The following is a 16,680-nucleotide window of genomic DNA, read 5'->3' on the forward strand; positions in this document are numbered from 1 at the left end:
ACCATGGCTAAAAACACGAAAATCGTCCTTCCCGATACGACGCGGGTAATCGAGGGTTTCCGGGACACCGGATACACCTTCGAAGCAGCGATCGCTGATATCGTCGACAACTCGATCGGCCCTGGCGGCGCACAGAATGTGTCCATCAGAATAGGACTAGACCCAGCGAACGACCCCATAGTAGAGGTCGCCGACGACGGTGTCGGCATGGACCTCGACGGCCTGGAAAACGCTATGAGATACGGTGCGGACAGGCAAGAGAATCAGAACAGCCTGAGTAAGTTCGGCCTTGGACTGAAGACAGCATCCACCCAGTTCTGCCGACGACTAGTTGTGGTCTCGCGTCCCATTGCCGCCGAACCGCCCTACGCAGCAGCTTGGGACCTTGATACGGTGGCAGAAACCGGCAGCTGGGTCTTGGAACACGACATTGCCGACGAGAGGGAAGCGGCGGCACTCGACGATGCCTTGGACGAGCTGTCTTCCTTGGCTGGCAGTTACCCGGAAGCCGGGACGCTGATCATATGGGACAAGATCGACCGTCTCCTGAGAACACGAGGCGGCAAGGAAGCCAAGAACCGCTCGATCGCCATGAAACGCAGCGAGGCGACCCTGCGTGAGCACCTGCGCATGGTCTTCCAGCGCTTCCTCGACCCCGAGGACAACCGCGCCCGCAATGTGAACATCTACCTCAACGGCGAAAAGCTCCGCGCTTGGGACCCCTTCGCCGAAGGCGCAGGGGGCGACATGGTTAAGCAGCAGAAGTTCACTTTCGAACTGTCCGAAGGCGACCCGCACACAGCTGTGTTGCGCGCCTTCATCCTGCCGCGCAAAGACGAAGTTGAAGATCTCCAGGCATGGCAGGAAGCCGCTGTATCGCTAGGACGCCAAGGAATCTATTTGTACCGCGAAGGTCGGCTCATCGATGGGCCAAGCTGGCTCGGCACTGGAGCGGCTGAAACACATATCAACAATCTCAGGGTCGAACTGTCCTTCGACGCCCAGCTGGACCCCGTGTTCGGGGTTGGGATCAAAAAGTCCGGGGTTCACATCGATGAAACCCTCATTGAACAACTGACTGACATCTTGGCACCGCTACGCCGTGAAGCCAACAAGCGATCCAGGGCCGGAAACGCCAAAGTCGCCGCCGGCGGCATGAGCGGCAGCAGGCCGACCGAAGTGACCTTGGGCCGGCTTAAGGGCAACCTCACCATCCCGACCATCACCGCGGGTTCCGATGGTGCCGTGATGATGGTGAACAAGACCGGCAATGTCCCCGTCATCGGCGCCGATGGTCAACCGTCTGGAATCGTCAACGTCACCGTGGAAGACGAATTCTCCTCTATGAACGTTGTCCGCCGGGAATCACTCAAGGACGGCGTGCTCTGGGATATGTCCCTCTCAACCAACAACATCCTTCAGGTCGAACTGAATGCCGGACATGACTGGTACCAAAAGGCCTATCTCCCGGTCGCGTCCAATAGCACCATGGCTCAAGCCATCGAATTTCTTTTTTACGCGATGGCGCAGGCTGAACTGGACGCCACAAACGCGGATTCCCAAGAAATGTTCGAAGAAATTCGTGTCGACATAAGCCGTAACCTGCGCAAACTCGTCAAAGACCTGCCCTCCCCGCAGACGCCCGACGACACCCACCCATGAAACACACCTTCGAGGCCGCGCTGGCGCAACTGGGCAGTGTCACAACACTGGCTTTGGAGCCATGCACGATATCCCAAGCGGGTATTGCCGGTACGGGAGCACGCCTTGCAGCCGCTGAAGCGGGCCGCGGACTAGTCATCGCACTCTCGCGGACGATGACTAGTGCCGCTGCGACGGTCATGCCTGAGGAATTTGCCGGCTCGCTCGTTCGTCAGCTCGGGAGGTGGGCACAGGACAATCCAGACGCATGGCTGGGTGCTATCGAGGAGATCAGCACCCAGGACGTGACACTCACCATCACTGTTAACCATGAAATTCTCGATGACCCGCGGGAACCACCCGGCGGCCTTTGGCGGGCGTTCGGTATTGAGTGCTGGGCACGGATCCCGGCGCGGACACCCGAAGAGATTACCCGCAGTCTCATCACTGTGGCGTCCCCGGCTTTAGCCTTGGCCCTGAACGGGTTCCTCGAAGACGACGAAGTGACAGAGTTACCCTCCGTCGAGCCTCTGCCCGAAGGGGCCCTAACCACCGTCAAGGTGAACCGCTACGAGCGCAACCCCGTCAACCGGCTCCGTTGCATCAGCCACTATGGTGTCGAATGCTGGGCCTGTGGACTCAACTTCGGGGAACTCTACGGTCCGCCAGCCGCAGGGTACATCGAAGTCCACCACCGAATTCCTGTCTCAACCATGGGCGACGGGTACCTAGTTGACCCCATCCGGGACCTCGTGCCGCTCTGCAGCAATTGCCACTCGGCCGCGCACCGACGAAACCCGCCGTACGAGCCATCTGAAATACGCGAGCTCCTAGGGCTGCCGCCAAAAAGCCCGCCTCTTCCTGCGATCGAAGATCTCAAGGGCTAGGACATGGCAGTGCCAACTCTTTGGTACTAAAAGCCTTACTGTTGAGTGCATTCCCAAGTGCGTGGTCGATATAGGGGAAGTTTGAAAGCCAGTTGGCGTCGGTCGCCCAATGTCGCCTGGTCCCCCCTGAAGTTCGGAACTCGTCCGCCACGAAGTTAGCCAATTTAGAATGGATCCCAAGAGGGCTAGTTCCATATCTTGGCTGCAATTAGGTTCAAAAAGGCAGGCCCTAAACGCTCAGTAAATCGAACCACCGAGCCAGTAGAGGGCAACATCAACGTCTCGTGCAGTCCATTCATGATCATTGGCGCTAGCGCTCAGCCGGATATTTTCAACGAGTTCCATGTAGCGCCCATAACGACCCCGTGCCGGGGACAGCTGCAGCCCCAGCATTTCGAGGCCCCCTTGGGCACGTCTGTCGTACACGGCCATGCGCTCTGGTGCAGCAGCCAGCAGCAGTGCCGATGCCAAAGCGTCGCCCGCTTGAAATCCAGGTAGAGGCGACAATGCGGATCGTCCGGACGCAGCGGCCTCAGGCACCGAGCGCGAGAGATCATTGGCTGCCTCAACGGCTTTCAAGGTGTGCTCGCGAACTTCTTTGTCCGGGATAACCATGAGGTTGCGGACCCACCTGGTGTCCGCACGAAGTCGCTTCCAAAGGAGCAGTGATCCGATGTCGGCCTTTCCAATGCTTTTGCTGCTCCCTATGCGTCCTGCGACTTCGTCTAGGACTTCGTCGTAAGCACGTGGCGTCTCGGAGAAATACTGCTCGTGAGCTTTGAGTAATATTTTCCAGGATTCCTGTTGCATGGCGCCAACGTTCGCGTCTGAAGTAGTCATATCCGAAGACTGTCACCTTCTTCGGGATTGGCGATGTTCACACGCCGCATCTTGAGGCTGCGGCGTACCTTCAGCAGCCAGTGACGGGGATGGGCTCGCAGACTAAATCGTCGTTGAGTGTCCGGAAAGGCTGTACTTCCGGCCAAACCGCACCTCGATTGAATGAAGCACAAGTGGCGGGAGCCGCCATCGAGCATCTGCTCCTGAAATCACCTCAGCATGCACCCCTTTCGCGGGAGTCCTGACTTGCAGCCCCCGGCCGCTGCACCAACCCCACAGCCCCCAGCACCAATACCGCGCCCACCAGCTGCCACCCCGACAACGACTCCCCCAGGAACACGAACCCCAGCACCGTAGCCACGAGCGGACTCAGGAATCCCAGGAACGAGACCACCATCGTCGGTAGTCGCTGGATCCCCCGGAACCACACCGCGTAGGCGGCCAAGGCACCGATAACGCTGAGGTACGCAAACCCCGCCAGGTTCGGCACGGAAACCGACCCCGGCAGCCCCTCAACAACCAACGTCACGGGCAGCAACATCACGCCACCCATCGCTAACTGCAGGCCGGTAAACCCAAGCAGCCCCACGCCGTCGGGCCTTCCCCAGCGTTTGGTGAGGACGATGCCGGCCGCCATGCTCAACGCCGCCGCCATCCCGGCGAGCACACCCACAAGAGTCAGCGACGCGTCGGATCGCAGGACGAGCAAGCCAACACCGGCCGCTCCTACCGCGCAGGCAACCACGTGCATAAGACGGATGCTCTCCCGCAGCAGCAGCACCCCAAGGAAGAGCACAAACAGGGGCTGGATCGACATGACCAACGCAGCGAGCCCACCCGGCAGTTGGTACGCGGTGAAGAACAGGAGGAAGAAGAACAGTCCAATGTTGAGCGCCCCCAGCGCCGCTGCTTTGAACCACCAGCTCCCCCGCGGCCACGTTCGTGTGACGAGCATCAGAACGATGCCCGCCGGTAGTGCCCGCACGGTTGCGGCGAGGAGCGGCCGGTCGGCGGGGAGAAACTCAGTGGTCACCAGATAGGTGGATCCCCACACCATCGGCGCGAGTGCAGTGATGAAGAGGTCTCGAGGAGACGCCTTCGCCATGCCGGAACCGATGGGCTTGCTGACAGTCCTCAAGGCGGACATTGTTCACTTCCATACATTTCGATGTCGAACTATTTGATGTAAAACAATGTAGGTGTTGTACTGTTTGAGGTCAAGCATTGGAGCATGATGGACCGCGACGCAGTAGACCTGATTCTGGAGCAGTGGAACAAAGAGCGCCCCGACCTGGACGTCAACTCCATGGGCATTCTTGGGCGCCTCAATAGGGCCAGCCGCTTGGCTTCACTGGACATCCAGAAGTTCATGAATCAGTTCGGGCTGGAACCCTGGGAGTTCGACGTCCTCGCAACGCTGCGCCGCTCAGCAGCCGAGGCTCCGCTTACGCCCGGACGACTGGCCAGCCTCACCATGATCGGCTCCGCAGCCATGACCAACCGCGTGGACCGACTCGTCAACCGCGGGCTGGTACACCGTGAGACCAACCCGGACAATCGCCGGCAACTGCTGATCAGCCTCACCCCCGAGGGACTCGCCTTGGTGGATGAGGTGGTGGAACACCACGTCGAGAACCAGCAGAAGATGCTCCAAGGACTATCCAAGACCGAGCGGACACAGCTCGCCGACCTCTTGCGCAAGTTCCTGCTGACAAACAACGACGGCGAAACCTCCTAAGAAGTCATCGGGGTGGACAGCGATCCGCCCCCCAAACTGAAGCTCGTCCCCGCCCAGCAACTCTTTTGGCACCAAGGCACGCACAAAGGACTGTTTTCGGGATGCAGAGCGTGCAACCACAAGCGTGAGCATCTTTTGTTGTGGCTGCCGTGAACTCTTTTCCTGTGAAAGGGCAATACAGCTTGTGACGACCGACAGTGACCTCATACGTAGCTCCCGCGATGATCCGCAAGCATTCGCTGCGCTTTACGACAAGTACTGCCGTTCAGTGCACCGATATGCGGCTACCAGAGCTGGTGAATCCGTCGCTGATGACGTCATGGCACAGACATTCTTGGTTGCCTTTGAGAGTCGGGAATCTTTTGACCACAGGTCCGAGGACGCCAGACCCTGGCTCTTTGGCATCGCTACCAATTTGCTCCGCCGGCACCACCGTGCTGAGGGCAGGCGTCTCAAAGCTTTCGCGAAAGCTGCAGGCCGTGAAAGCTACGGCGACGGAACTGACCGTGTGGCCGAACGACTTGATGCAGCGGCCACTACAGCGCGCCTCGCGACCGCAATGCGAAAGCTTTCATCCGCGGACAGGGAGTGCCTTCTGCTCTATGCCTGGGCCGATCTGACCTATGACGGCATAGCGCTAGCCACTGGTGTTCCTGTAGGTACAGTCAGGTCGCGTCTGAACAGGGCCCGGCGCATCCTTCGTGATGCAGCTGCCCTCAATCACACAGAAGACAAGGAGATCGAACATGGACGAGTTAGCGCTTCTTCGAGCAATGCGTGAAAAGACACCTGTTCCCAAGGACTCGACCATAGAGGAGGGGCGAGAAAGGCTGCTTCACCGCATTTCCCCATCCTTGGCCTCTGCATGGTCGTTACCCACTAGGAAAAGAAAAGGATCGAAGAAGGTAGGCATATCCTTGGTGGCTGCTGTCGCAGCAGTGGCCGTGCTTGCGGCAGTCGACGTGATCGGTCCCACGGGTTGGCGGGGTGCTGCAACGGCCCAGGCCGCCCAAGTCTTGAACGATGCCGCGCAAACCACCATCCAAAACGCTGACCCCGTAGTCAACCCTGGCCAGTACCTGAAGATTGAAAGCAGCAATCTCTGGGGCAGCACATCTGTGGATGAGAACGGCCGACAGTTCCAGTGGCTCGATATCGAGAACATGACCATGTACATTCCGGCCAACCGCATGGATGAATGGGTATGGGAGCGCTCAGGCCGGATTCCAACGGTGTTCTTCGATGAAGCCTCTAAAGAGTATGCAATGAACGGCCAACTCGGAACCCCGACAGGAGAGACACTGCGGGCGGTGAACGGCGGTTTCTATGGACCTCCGGAACAGTCCGGATTTCCCTCGGCCAATTACCTGGATGCTTTGCCCCGGGACCCTTACCTGCTCCTGAACAACATTTATAAGAAAACGCTTGGCCATGGGCAGTCTGTCGATGGTGAGGCCCTGGTTTTCATCGCTGACCTTCTGCGAACCGGGATGGTTCCCGCAGATCTACGAGCCGCTCTGTACAAGGCCGCCGCGCTGATCCCAGGAGTAACCGTGACCGATGCGCAGGCAACGTTGAATGGGCGAGTAGGCGTTGCAATCGGGCGCGTGGAGGACGCCTCTCATAGTAGGCAGGACATCATCATCGATCCCGCAACAGGTTTACTCATCGGAGAGCGGGAAGTCCTTACGCAGGCGCAAGGCAACATACCGGCAGGAACGGCTATAACGCTTACGGCCATTGAAACAACGGTCTCGGACAGCGCTCCCTAGCCTCGCGCATCGCCTCGAACTCTTCGCCTACGTCAGGCTTGGTGGGAGGCTCTGTCAGATGTGCAGATGTACCCAAGCCCAGCGCCCCCGTTGCCTTCAGGGAGCGCACGGAGTACCCCCTGAGCGAAGTGTCGCTGTGCAAATTTGGGCCCAATTCATTGCACCTTCCCGCGCCGACGTCTTCGGCGCCCTCGCGAACCCGTCGCGGCACACCATCCTCGACTGCCTCCTGCGAAGACCCCTCACGGCGGGCGAACTCACGGGACGGCTGGATCTCAGCCGTTCCAGCGCGCCAGAACACCTGTCGGGCCTCAAAGAAGCAGGCTTGGTCCGCGAGGAACGGCATGGCCGACACAGGATGTACCACCTCCAAGCCGCACGACTTAAGGAAGTCAGCACCTGGCTGAAAGACTACGCACATTAATGGAACCAACGGCTCGACGCCCTAGCCGACCTACTGGACGGCCAATCTGCTGAACCGGAAAACCCCCATGGTGATCTTCCCTCCGCGGCACACTTTGGAGCAAAGAAGCAACGATGAAGCGCTACGAGGCCACTGAAGCAGACCGCGGCGCCTACTTCTTCTATCCCCCGGAACTGATGGGGGGAATGCATCACGAGCAACTCAAGGACGCCCCGACGGAAGTCCTCCAGGCCGTGGGACTGCAGTACTTGTATCAATACATGCACTTCACGACAGTACTGGAGCAGGTGGTTGTACTTCCCGTCACGTCGTCAATAAGCCTGAATCGCTACGACGTCGACTTTGCAGCACAGACCCGCGCGGGAGCTTACAAGATCACGACCGACGAGGCCTGGCATGCTCAAAGTGCATATGACTACACGGAAGCCCTCGCGAAGCGGACAGCGATAGCGCCGACCCTTGTCGCGCCGGCCTTCGAATGGCGCCTCGAACAGATTTTCCATGGCACTGAAGGACCTCAGACGCGCCTTCTTCGGTTTTTCAGTGCCGTGGTTAGCGAAACCTTGATTTCAAGTCTTCTCGCTGACATACCGCATGATGAGCGCATTTTGCCGTCCGCCCGGGAGGTCGTTGCTGACCATGCGAAAGATGAGGGTCGCCATAATGTATTCTTCCGGTCCGTTTTGGACGAAGTGTGGCCGCATCTCAGTCCAACACAGCGTCAGAGCGTAGTTTCCCAACTGCCGCGCATGGTCGAGGCATTCCTGGCACCCGACGTCGAAGCCGAAATTCAGTCCTACTGCAGTTTGGGGTCTGATATTGAATCGGCACGCAGCATTGTGAAGGACTCGCCACCTTCAACGATGACTTCTTCGAAGCAGCGCCCAGCACGCGACACCATCACCGCGTTCGGCCGTACCGGGGCTTTTCGGGACGAAAAAATCGCAGAAAAACTCTTGGCTGAGGGGTTCTTGGACGAAAGACTGGACAAACATTGGCTTTGAAACCGAATCTGGATGTGGAACTCGAAAATGCTCTACTACGTGTGAAGTTGAGTCTGGGCGACACGGAAGTGCCCGCAGCAATCTATGCGGCAGGTTCGGTGACACGAGGCTGGGGCAACAAAAACAGTGACTTGGATATCTTCGTCGTCACGTCGAACATCCACAGCCAATCCAACGACAAGTTCGCCGCCGTTGCGCTCACGCTTCCGAGCATCCGAATTAGGACGCTCGAGGGGGACAGACGTCTCGATCTCGAGTTCTGGACCCCAGACCAAGTCGATCAGCTGCTAGGCAAATTCGAGGGTATCGACGTATTTGATAGTCCACAACTCACTCCACGGGAGTTGGGGTTGTTGACAAAGTTCTCGACCGGGCAAGCGCTCACATCGCCGGCTTGGCTGCGTACGGCACAGGAGCGTTTGGCGGATTCGCATTTCTTGACCGTCATTTCAAACGCGCTTCTGAATGAAGGAGAGGGCTACATCGAGGATGCCACCGGCCAGCTCGACGCAGGGCATTCCGAATGCGCCGTGCTGTCGGCCCAATTCGCGTACGAAAAGACCATTGACGCCTTTATCGCCTCAAGGGGCGAGCTCGTGACCGGCCGCGGAAAATGGAGGCCCAAGCTGTTGCGGGCCGTGAGTGATGACGAAGACCTGTACAGCACGTACTGGAACATAGTTACTCATGCGCGGCTGCATCCGGGGCGGCCCACCCAGTGGGTCAACTCAGTCCTCGAGGAATGTCAACATCTGACCCTTAGCATCAGTCATCGGACAACCAACGACGGGGGCAACCGGTGACGTTCCAAGCATCGATTCCGATCGCGCTCGCGCTAAGCGGTGAGCGACCGGGCAGTGAGTTCATTGCACGTTACGACGGCGTTGGCCTCGTGCGATCGGAGTACCTATTCCGCGAACTTTTGGCCTACCCAACCGAGGAAGATGCTCAGCAGCGCCTGTACGAGTACATGTGTCAGATCTGCGCTGACACATGTTCCAGTGTGGGCTATCGAACTATGGAAGTCACAGGAGCTGAAGCGAATGTACTCCGGGGGGTTGAACAGCAGACGACGGAGACCATACATGACCTCACGGGACTTCGCGGCGTACGCCGCCATATGAAGTTCCCAGCCAGCCTGGATGCCGAGCTGGATGTACTGAAGTCCGTTCTGTCTACGCACTCGAACCTCCATCTCATCGCGCCGTTCGTATCTTCGGTCGACGAGTATGTCTGGTACCGCGACCGAGTGCAGTCCCACCTGGGAGCCGATGTCGGAGTTGGAACAATGATTGAAGTTCCCTCGCTTGCCTTCAGCTCCCGAGACCTCCTTGGGGCGGGCGCCACGAGAGTCGTCGTCGGATCAAATGACCTGACAAGCCTGCTCGGGGCCACGTCCCGCCGGATCGGTGCGCGAACGCGTCTGATCCCGGGAATGGGAGAGGCGCTCGCCTTCATTCGCGCCGCGCTACCAGCGCAACAAGTGCACATCAGCCTGGCAGGTTATGTGGATGACGCCCTGTTAAGTGCCGCCGAGAACGCCGGTTTGGATGCGGTAATCCTGCATTACGCCGATCTCCACAACCTCCTCGGCGTCCCGCTTGAAGAGCTTCCTGAAGTTGCTCATCTGCAGACGATCAAGTCCCGCACACGGAAAGCAATCGCGCTGAGAGCAGCCACTGCTCAGTCATCGGAAGGACCAATCAATTGAGCCCATCGCCCACTATTGCAAGCGTTCACTTCGCTAACGTCGCTGGTGACTTCGGTAAGGCCATCAGCGAAGTGCTGGACCGCGACGGCGTACTGCACCCGCCGTCGCTCGTGGCGGAACTTACACGGCACATCGCGGACGACGGGTTCGAATCGGACAAGGCACGTTACATGCTGGTCTCCTCTGGGGTCAGGGCGGCGTGGAATATGAATTTCGCGGAACAACGTTCGCGCGCCGTCGCCGACTGGGTCGCACCGCATCTATGCGGCCAGACGAAGCCGGACGTAGACCTGCTCGCCGGAGACTGCCGCCTAACAGGCATGATTGCTGCGCGTACTGGGCAGCAGATCACCGCTTTGGAACGCGTCGGGCATTTCGACGACCTCATTGACAACGAGCTCATCGATTTTGTTCCTTGGGAGGACGGCGACGCGCTCCCACACACCGACACCATCTTCTTGGGCGCAGTGTTGCATCATGAACGGGATCCACAGGCAATTCTCGACGCCATCATGTCAACGACCGCGACGAAGCTGGTTGTCTTAGAGAACTGCATTGATGAGGACTTCTCCGGCGACTTGCACCCTGCCCTTGATTTGTTCTTCAACCAGACGCTCAATCAATTTGGCAGCGATTGCGTGCGTGAGCATCGCACGGCCGCCGAATGGGAGGAGTTCCTCGCGCCGTTCGGAGTTCTGGTTCACTACTCGGAACTCTCCCCCGTTCCGGCTCTACCTTTCCCGTATCAACTGATGGTATTCAAGCGCGATGCAGTCTGAAATAGGGGTCATCGCGAGCGGAGAGTTTTTCGATCCTGAATTGGTGGACCGAGCGTCGGGCGTCTCGCTTCTGCGTAGTGAGTACTTGATCAGGAGCATCGGCGCGTCACCGACCACAGACGGGGGCTTCGAGGCCTTACGGGACTCCCTTGAGCGACTCGCTGCCTCGTTCTTCCCGAAACAGGTCTGGTATCGCCTCAGTGATTTTGAGTCCCGGGAGCTGCTAACGGTTGCGGGATACAGGTCCGTCTCGCTGGTTGAGAATCCCATCCTCAGCCCACGTGGTGCGCGGCGCGCTCTAGAAGAGCCCGACGAGTACGAGGCCGAAGCGGCAGCCGTTGCCGAGGTATCGAGTCGTTGGCCAAACCTCTCCCTCATGCTCTCGTATGTCGGTAGCACTGACGAGTTTAGAGCCCTCACCCATATCAGCGAAAGACGGGGTGTTGCGCGCCCCAGCGGAGCGATGATCGAGATCCCATCGGCCATGGACGAACACCGAGATCTTCGCCGGGCTGGTGCCGCGTATATGGTCATCGGGCTTCAGGATCTGACGATGAACTACTTCGGGGTCCACCGGGGAACCTCGGCGCACGATCGCGGCGACCATCTCACTTGGGCGCTGGTGCACGCCTCGGGCATCCATGCCACGGTCGCCGGTGTGCTGCTGGGCTTCGCCATCCCCGTCATCAGGGACCAGGCCAGCGGCGGCCCCTCCGCCGGACCGGGCCTCGCGGAGATCTTTGAACACCGCTTCCGGCCGGTCTCTGCCGGCATCGCCGTCCCCGTCTTTGCCTTCTTCTCAGCCGGTGTCACCGTCGGAGGCTGGGACGGTTTCGTCTCCGCCGCAATGGACCCGGTGACCGTCGGCATCATCGTGGCACTGGTTTTGGGAAAGCCCATCGGAATTCTTGGAACTACCTGGCTGCTCACGAAGGTCACCAAAGCCTCCTTGGACCGTTCCTTGAGCTTGTGCCGCGGGTGTTCTGCTGGTGTGCTCATGCGCGCAGCTCTCGAAAGGCCGCAGCCAGGCCGATGGCGGCCAAGGTAATAGCGGCCGGGATGTAGAACCACAGGTTGCCGCTCGGGAAGAGGTAGGCTCCGCCAACGAGCGCCACCACGTACAGGGCGAAGTAGGCGAGGAGGGACGTGACGAACCGTCTGGTGAATCCGGCCTTTGTTGACCGTTGAAACATGGGCCAGATGGACGCGGTTATGGCGCCCCAAGCGCCCACAGAGCAGGCCAGAAGTGCCGCGCCGTATCCGGTGTGGGTCACGATATGCATCCCGATCATCAACAAGGAACCCATGATCGCGAGGCTCGTGAAAGTGACGGCAACGGGCCACGCTGCTGCGTTGATAGAAGTCGCGCCCAGGGAATCGGCCCTTGCCAGGAGTTCGCGTGCTTCAGCCGGTGACATGTTGTCTGTGTTCTCGTTCATGGTTCCCCCAATTGGTGATGTTCAGTGACGCCAGCCTAGGAAAGTACTTTCCCAAGCTGCAGAACGCCACACAGTTATCACCAGCCACAGGGAAGCCGGTAAATTTGATCCCAGAAGTTCTGACCCTCGGTGAGTACCACGCCGCACCTCACGAAAGCAGGATCATATGACTGTCTCTCCCCTCATTTGGGGCATCACCATCGTCGTTATTCTGGCGCTGCTCGCCTTCGACTACTTCTTCCACATTCGGAAGGCGCACGTCCCGTCGCTCAAAGAAGCAGCCATCTGGTCCTCCATATACGTAGGGTTAGCCGTGCTCTTCGGAGTCCTGGTCCTGATATTCGGCGGCGGCCAAATGGGTTCGGAGTACTTCGCCGGCTACATCACGGAGAAGGCCCTCTCGGTGGACAACCTCTTCGTGTTCCTGATCATCATGGCGAGCTTCAGGGTCCCGCGTGAAGATCAGCAGAAGGTCCTTCTCTTCGGCATCGTATTCTCGCTGATCGCCAGGACCGGCTTCATTTTTCTGGGCGCTGCGCTGATCAACTCGTTCGCCTGGGTGTTCTACATCTTCGGTCTCATCCTGCTCCTGACGGCCGGCAACCTCCTCAAGCCCGGCGACCACGGGGACGGTCAGGCTAACAACTTCATCATCCGCATGGCCAAGAAGCTCTTCCACACCACGGATAAGTACGACGGCGACAAGCTCTTCACCATGGTCAACGGCAAGAGGGCCCTTACTCCCATGCTGCTGGTAATGGTGGCCATCGGCGGCACGGACATCCTGTTCGCCCTGGACTCCATTCCGGCGATCTTCGGCCTGACGCAGAACGTCTTCATCGTCTTCACAGCCACAGCGTTCTCACTGATGGGCCTGCGCCAGCTCTACTTCCTAATCGACGGCCTGCTGGACCGCCTCATCTACCTCTCCTACGGCTTGGCGGCCATCCTCGCCTTCATCGGCGTCAAGCTGATCCTGCACGCCCTGCACGAGAACAACTTGCCGTTCATCAACGACGGCGAGCACGTCAACGTCATCGAAATCACCACGGGCCTTTCGCTGAGCGTCATCATCGGCGTCCTGATCATCACCGTGGTGCTCTCACTGATAAGCCCCGCGGGCAAGGCCCAGACTGCTATCAACAACGCCCGCCGTCACGCCGTCAACTACCTCGACCTCGACTACACGGCCGACGCCAACGAGCGTGAGCGCATCTACCGGGCCCTGACTGCGGAAGAAGCCCAGATCGTGCAGATGCCTTTGAAATACAGGAACAAGGCCAAGGACGTGGAGACCATCCGCGAGCAGGTCGCCGAAGCGCACCGCCAACACGAGGCGTTCCTCAACCGATAAGGCCCGTCAAACGTCAGGCGCCCAGGAGCACGCTGATCTGATCCCGGATCTCGTCGCCAACCTGGGCGTCTGTGAATCCCATGGTGGCCGACGACGACATGCTGACGAACATGATCGATGAAATAATCCTCGCCAGCTTCGCCGGAACGCGGGCAACCAGCTGATCGTCCCGGCCAAGGATCTCGGCGATGGCTTCTTCTGTGCGAATGGTGAGAGACAGCGCTTCTGCATGGTGCGGCTCGGCGGGATCCCCGAAGACGATTTCCTTCAGGTAGGTTCGGCCGTTCTCGATCTGGACTCGGTTGCACTCAATGATGGGACTGATGATGGCCATCACTGCGTCGAGAACAGCCTTCTCCGTGGAAGCGGCCTCAACGCCCGAGGCGAGCGCCTCGGCGTATTTCATGTTGTGCACCAGCAGCAGCAGCTCCGCCTTGGTCTTGGCGTAGAGGAACAAGGTTCCCGATCCGACGTCGGCCTTTTCAGCCACCTGCTGGGTGGTGACCTCATCCACTCCGTATTGGGTGAAAAGTTCTCGTGCGGCCGCGGTGATGCGGTCAAGCTTCTCCTGCTTATTCCGCTCACGTCGGCCAACTGTCTGGGGCGCAGGCTGCATTCAGCTACCGTATCAGCGGTCCGCCAAATCAGCGGCCAAGAAATTCGAGGGCTACTGGGACGAACCTGTCATGGAATTGGAAGATGCCGCCGTGCCCTGAATCGGGGTAGATGACCAGCTCGCTGCCCGGAATCCTTCGGTGCATGTCGCCGGAAAGCTTGGAGGGCACCATGCGGTCGTTGTCGCCGTTGGCGATCAGCGTCGGCTGGGTGATGACTCCCAGATCGGCCGACGGCGACAGCCCCCACCGCCTGATGGCCTTCAGTTGGGTCTGGAACGCCTGGAGCTTGATGGGCGCCTCGCGGTTGGTGGTGCGTTCCTTGAGCCGATTAATGAACGCCCTCGCAGCGGGCTTGCCGGCGGTGTTCCGGTTGAAGAACAGGAACTCCTTGGGGTCCTGCCGGGTGAGGGTAGCCCTGAGCATGTCGTAGTAAGTGATACCGATGATTTTCTGGATGCCCTCCCCGCCAGCAGGACCGGTACCAGCCAGGACAAGTTTGCGGACAAGCCCGGGATGCTTCACTACCAGCGACTGGGCGATCATGCCACCGAGTGAGAAACCGAAGAGATCCACCTTCTGATACCCGAGGGCGTTGATGAAGCTCGCGGCGTCGTCGGCCATGCTTTCGATGCTGTCCGGGACGGTTCCCGTTGAGGCGCCCACGCCGCGGTTGCTGAACGTGATCACGTGATGTTTCTCGGTGATGGGATCGATGATGCGCGGGTCCCAATTGTCCATGGTCCCGGCGAGATGAATCAGGAAGACTACTGGGATTCCGCCCTTGGGCCCCATTTCACGGTATGCGTAGCTGACCCCGTTAGCCGTCACGCTTTTAGCGGGCACCTGGAGGTAGCTGCTCTGGTTTTGCTGTTCACTGCTCATGATGTTCGTCCTGTCGGTGTGAGTGGTTAGAGATGGCTAACAACGGTCTTGCCGCGGACCCCGCCCTTATCAAGGGCTGCCAGAACGTCGGAGGTCTGATCGAACGGAATGACCCGTCCCACTATTGGCTTGATGTCTCCGGCGTCGATGAGTGCTGCGATCTCGCGCAACTGCTTGCCGTTGGCCTGCATGAAGAGGAACTCGTACGTGACTCCCAACCGGCGGGCTTGGCGGCGGATACGCGAGCTGAGCAGGGTCATCAACCCGAGCAGAACTGGGTTTCCGCCCAGCTGGCGTGCGAAGCCGGCATCCGGCGGCCCTGCGATGCCAATGGCCCGGCCACCCTTCTTCAGGACCTTCAAGGAGCGCTCCAGGTTCTCGCCCCCGAGGCTGTCAAGGACCAGGTCGTAGTCGTGAAGGATCTCGGTGAAGTCCTCGGTCCGGTAGTCGATCACCACATCCGCTCCGAGTTCCCGAACAAAGTCCCTGTTCCCGGCACTGACCGTAGTAGCTACCGTGGCCCCGAGGTACTTAGCGAGCTGGATAGCGATGGAGCCCACTCCCCCGGCACCCGCGTGGATGAGTACTTTCTGGCCCGGGCCCACGGAGCCCCGCTCAACGAGTGCCTGCCACGCGGTCAATGCCACCAGCGGAAGCGAGCCGGCCTCTTCCATTTTGATAGTTGCCGGCTTGACGGCCAGGTCTTCCTCGGCGACAGCGACTCGCTCCGCGAACGTCCCGATGCTGTCATTTCCGGGGCGTGCAAACACCTCGTCGCCGGGTTTGAAGGACCGCACCTTCGCCCCGATCTGCACAACGGTACCGGCCACATCATGGCCAAGAACCTGCGGCAGCTTGTAGGGGAGGACCTGCTTGAACTCCCCCAGCCTGATCTTCTCGTCGAGCTGGTTCAGTCCGGCGGCTTTCACTTGGACCAGCACGTCATGATCCCCGAGCACGGGCTCCGGGACGTCTATCTGCTGCAACGGTTGCTTGTATTGGGTGAGGACGAAGGCTTTCATGGAACGCTCCTTGGATAATTACTGACCTAACTCAATTATGAGCGCACTCAGTAATTTGGTCAAGGAGCAGTTCTATGGCTTGACGGCGCTTACCCCGGGAGGGAAGGACGCGGACCTGCGGTACCCACTCGGGCTGACCCCGTATTCGCGCGAAAACGCAGCGATGAACGTGAAGGCGTTGCTGTAGCCGATTTCTTCGGCAATCACGGCAGTGGTGACGGTGCTGGACGCCAATCTGTCCGCGGCCAGCGCCAGTCGCCGCGTGGTCAGGTAAGCCATGGGTGACTGCCCGACGGCGGCACGGAAGCGGGCGGCCATGGTCGCCCTTGAGACGTGGCACCTCAGTGCCAATTCAGCCACGGTCCATGGCGCCGCCGGTTCCTGGTGCAGGGCCGCGAGTGCCCGGGTAACGATAGGATCGCGGGTTCCAGCGGCCCAACTCGGATTGCCGGATTCGGCGCGGTCTGCGTTGATGCGCACCAACTGCAGCAGGAGAAGGTCCAAGATCCGCCGCTCAACAACCGCTTGCCCCAGGGCGCCATCCACGATTGGAGCCAGTTCTTGCGGGGC

General features: G+C 59.5%; 19 protein-coding genes. 12 read left to right on the forward strand and 7 right to left on the reverse strand.

Annotated elements, in window-relative coordinates:
* The first annotated feature begins 3 nt into the window (after positions 1-3).
* Both J3A64_RS12430 and J3A64_RS12435 read left to right on the forward strand, forming a co-directional pair.
* Positions 4-1,662: an ATP-binding protein gene (locus J3A64_RS12430; protein ID WP_210064424.1), complete on the forward strand. Its 1,659-nt coding sequence runs from the start codon at positions 4-6 to the stop codon at positions 1,660-1,662.
* Positions 1,659-2,528 carry an HNH endonuclease gene (locus J3A64_RS12435; protein WP_210064425.1) on the forward strand — a complete coding sequence of 290 codons (870 nt, stop codon included), beginning with the start codon at positions 1,659-1,661 and terminating at the stop codon, positions 2,526-2,528. The genes J3A64_RS12430 and J3A64_RS12435 overlap by 4 nt, the downstream gene beginning before the upstream one ends.
* Positions 2,529-2,765: 237 nt before the next feature.
* Here J3A64_RS12435 and J3A64_RS12440 read toward each other — a convergent pair whose 3' ends face one another.
* A complete protein-coding gene (locus J3A64_RS12440) occupies positions 2,766-3,368 on the reverse strand; it encodes a hypothetical protein (protein ID WP_286176298.1) in 603 nt (200 codons plus the stop codon).
* A gap of 214 nt (positions 3,369-3,582) precedes the next feature.
* Positions 3,583-4,515 carry an EamA family transporter gene (locus J3A64_RS12445; protein WP_286176299.1) on the reverse strand — a complete coding sequence of 311 codons (933 nt, stop codon included), beginning with the start codon at positions 4,513-4,515 and terminating at the stop codon, positions 3,583-3,585.
* 84 nt (positions 4,516-4,599) lie between these two features.
* Between J3A64_RS12445 and J3A64_RS12450 the strand changes: the two genes are divergently transcribed.
* The 9 genes from J3A64_RS12450 to J3A64_RS12490 all read left to right on the forward strand — a co-directional run bounded on the left by J3A64_RS12450 (position 4,600) and on the right by J3A64_RS12490 (position 11,844).
* Positions 4,600-5,106 carry a MarR family winged helix-turn-helix transcriptional regulator gene (locus tag J3A64_RS12450; RefSeq protein WP_286176300.1) on the forward strand — a complete coding sequence of 169 codons (507 nt, stop codon included), beginning with the start codon at positions 4,600-4,602 and terminating at the stop codon, positions 5,104-5,106.
* 184 nt (positions 5,107-5,290) lie between these two features.
* A complete protein-coding gene (locus J3A64_RS12455; protein ID WP_307807192.1) occupies positions 5,291-5,887 on the forward strand; it encodes an RNA polymerase sigma factor in 597 nt (198 codons plus the stop codon).
* Entirely contained in the window at positions 5,880-6,878 is a 999-nt protein-coding gene (locus J3A64_RS12460; RefSeq protein ID WP_286176735.1) for a CU044_5270 family protein, read from the forward strand. Before J3A64_RS12455 ends, J3A64_RS12460 begins: the two co-directional genes overlap by 8 nt.
* Positions 6,879-7,014: 136 nt before the next feature.
* Positions 7,015-7,302, forward strand: a complete 288-nt coding sequence (locus J3A64_RS12465) for a metalloregulator ArsR/SmtB family transcription factor (protein WP_307807193.1) — start codon at positions 7,015-7,017, stop codon at positions 7,300-7,302.
* Between the two features lie 113 nt (positions 7,303-7,415).
* Positions 7,416-8,306, forward strand: a complete 891-nt coding sequence (locus tag J3A64_RS12470; protein ID WP_210064428.1) for a diiron oxygenase — start codon at positions 7,416-7,418, stop codon at positions 8,304-8,306.
* Positions 8,303-9,109 (forward strand): nucleotidyltransferase domain-containing protein, encoded by an 807-nt coding sequence (locus J3A64_RS12475; protein WP_210064429.1) that lies wholly within the window; start codon positions 8,303-8,305, stop codon positions 9,107-9,109. Before J3A64_RS12470 ends, J3A64_RS12475 begins: the two co-directional genes overlap by 4 nt.
* Positions 9,110-9,198: 89 nt before the next feature.
* Complete coding sequence (locus J3A64_RS12480; RefSeq protein WP_307807226.1) at positions 9,199-10,017, forward strand: putative PEP-binding protein; 819 nt, start codon at positions 9,199-9,201, stop codon at positions 10,015-10,017.
* Positions 10,014-10,796 carry a hypothetical protein gene (locus J3A64_RS12485; RefSeq protein ID WP_210064431.1) on the forward strand — a complete coding sequence of 261 codons (783 nt, stop codon included), beginning with the start codon at positions 10,014-10,016 and terminating at the stop codon, positions 10,794-10,796. Before J3A64_RS12480 ends, J3A64_RS12485 begins: the two co-directional genes overlap by 4 nt.
* A complete protein-coding gene (locus tag J3A64_RS12490) occupies positions 10,786-11,844 on the forward strand; it encodes a Na+/H+ antiporter NhaA (protein ID WP_210064432.1) in 1,059 nt (352 codons plus the stop codon). The genes J3A64_RS12485 and J3A64_RS12490 overlap by 11 nt, the downstream gene beginning before the upstream one ends.
* Here the strand turns inward: J3A64_RS12490 and J3A64_RS12495 are convergent.
* Complete coding sequence (locus J3A64_RS12495) at positions 11,792-12,235, reverse strand: hypothetical protein (protein WP_210064433.1); 444 nt, start codon at positions 12,233-12,235, stop codon at positions 11,792-11,794. The genes J3A64_RS12490 and J3A64_RS12495 overlap by 53 nt on opposite strands.
* Positions 12,236-12,401: 166 nt before the next feature.
* Here J3A64_RS12495 and J3A64_RS12500 point away from each other — a divergent pair, with 166 nt between their 5' ends.
* Positions 12,402-13,589, forward strand: coding sequence for a TerC/Alx family metal homeostasis membrane protein (locus J3A64_RS12500; protein WP_011773886.1), 1,188 nt, complete (start codon positions 12,402-12,404; stop codon positions 13,587-13,589).
* Between the two features lie 13 nt (positions 13,590-13,602).
* On the opposite strand, the gene J3A64_RS12505 is transcribed toward J3A64_RS12500, so the two are convergent.
* The 4 genes from J3A64_RS12505 to J3A64_RS23975 all read right to left on the reverse strand — a co-directional run bounded on the left by J3A64_RS12505 (position 13,603) and on the right by J3A64_RS23975 (position 16,656).
* Positions 13,603-14,205 carry a TetR/AcrR family transcriptional regulator gene (locus tag J3A64_RS12505; protein ID WP_210064434.1) on the reverse strand — a complete coding sequence of 201 codons (603 nt, stop codon included), beginning with the start codon at positions 14,203-14,205 and terminating at the stop codon, positions 13,603-13,605.
* Between the two features lie 28 nt (positions 14,206-14,233).
* Positions 14,234-15,088: an alpha/beta fold hydrolase gene (locus J3A64_RS12510; RefSeq protein ID WP_210064435.1), complete on the reverse strand. Its 855-nt coding sequence runs from the start codon at positions 15,086-15,088 to the stop codon at positions 14,234-14,236.
* A 26-nt stretch (positions 15,089-15,114) separates the two neighbouring features.
* The gene (locus J3A64_RS12515; RefSeq protein WP_210064436.1) at positions 15,115-16,110 is read right to left on the reverse strand and encodes an NADP-dependent oxidoreductase; all 996 of its coding nucleotides are present in this window, start codon (positions 16,108-16,110) and stop codon (positions 15,115-15,117) included.
* Between the two features lie 72 nt (positions 16,111-16,182).
* The gene (locus J3A64_RS23975; RefSeq protein WP_210064437.1) at positions 16,183-16,656 is read right to left on the reverse strand and encodes a helix-turn-helix domain-containing protein; all 474 of its coding nucleotides are present in this window, start codon (positions 16,654-16,656) and stop codon (positions 16,183-16,185) included.
* Between the last annotated feature and the right edge of the window lie 24 nt (positions 16,657-16,680).

The organism is Pseudarthrobacter sp. PvP004 (assembly GCF_017876035.1).
GTDB classification, from domain to species: domain Bacteria; phylum Actinomycetota; class Actinomycetes; order Actinomycetales; family Micrococcaceae; genus Arthrobacter; species Arthrobacter aurescens_A.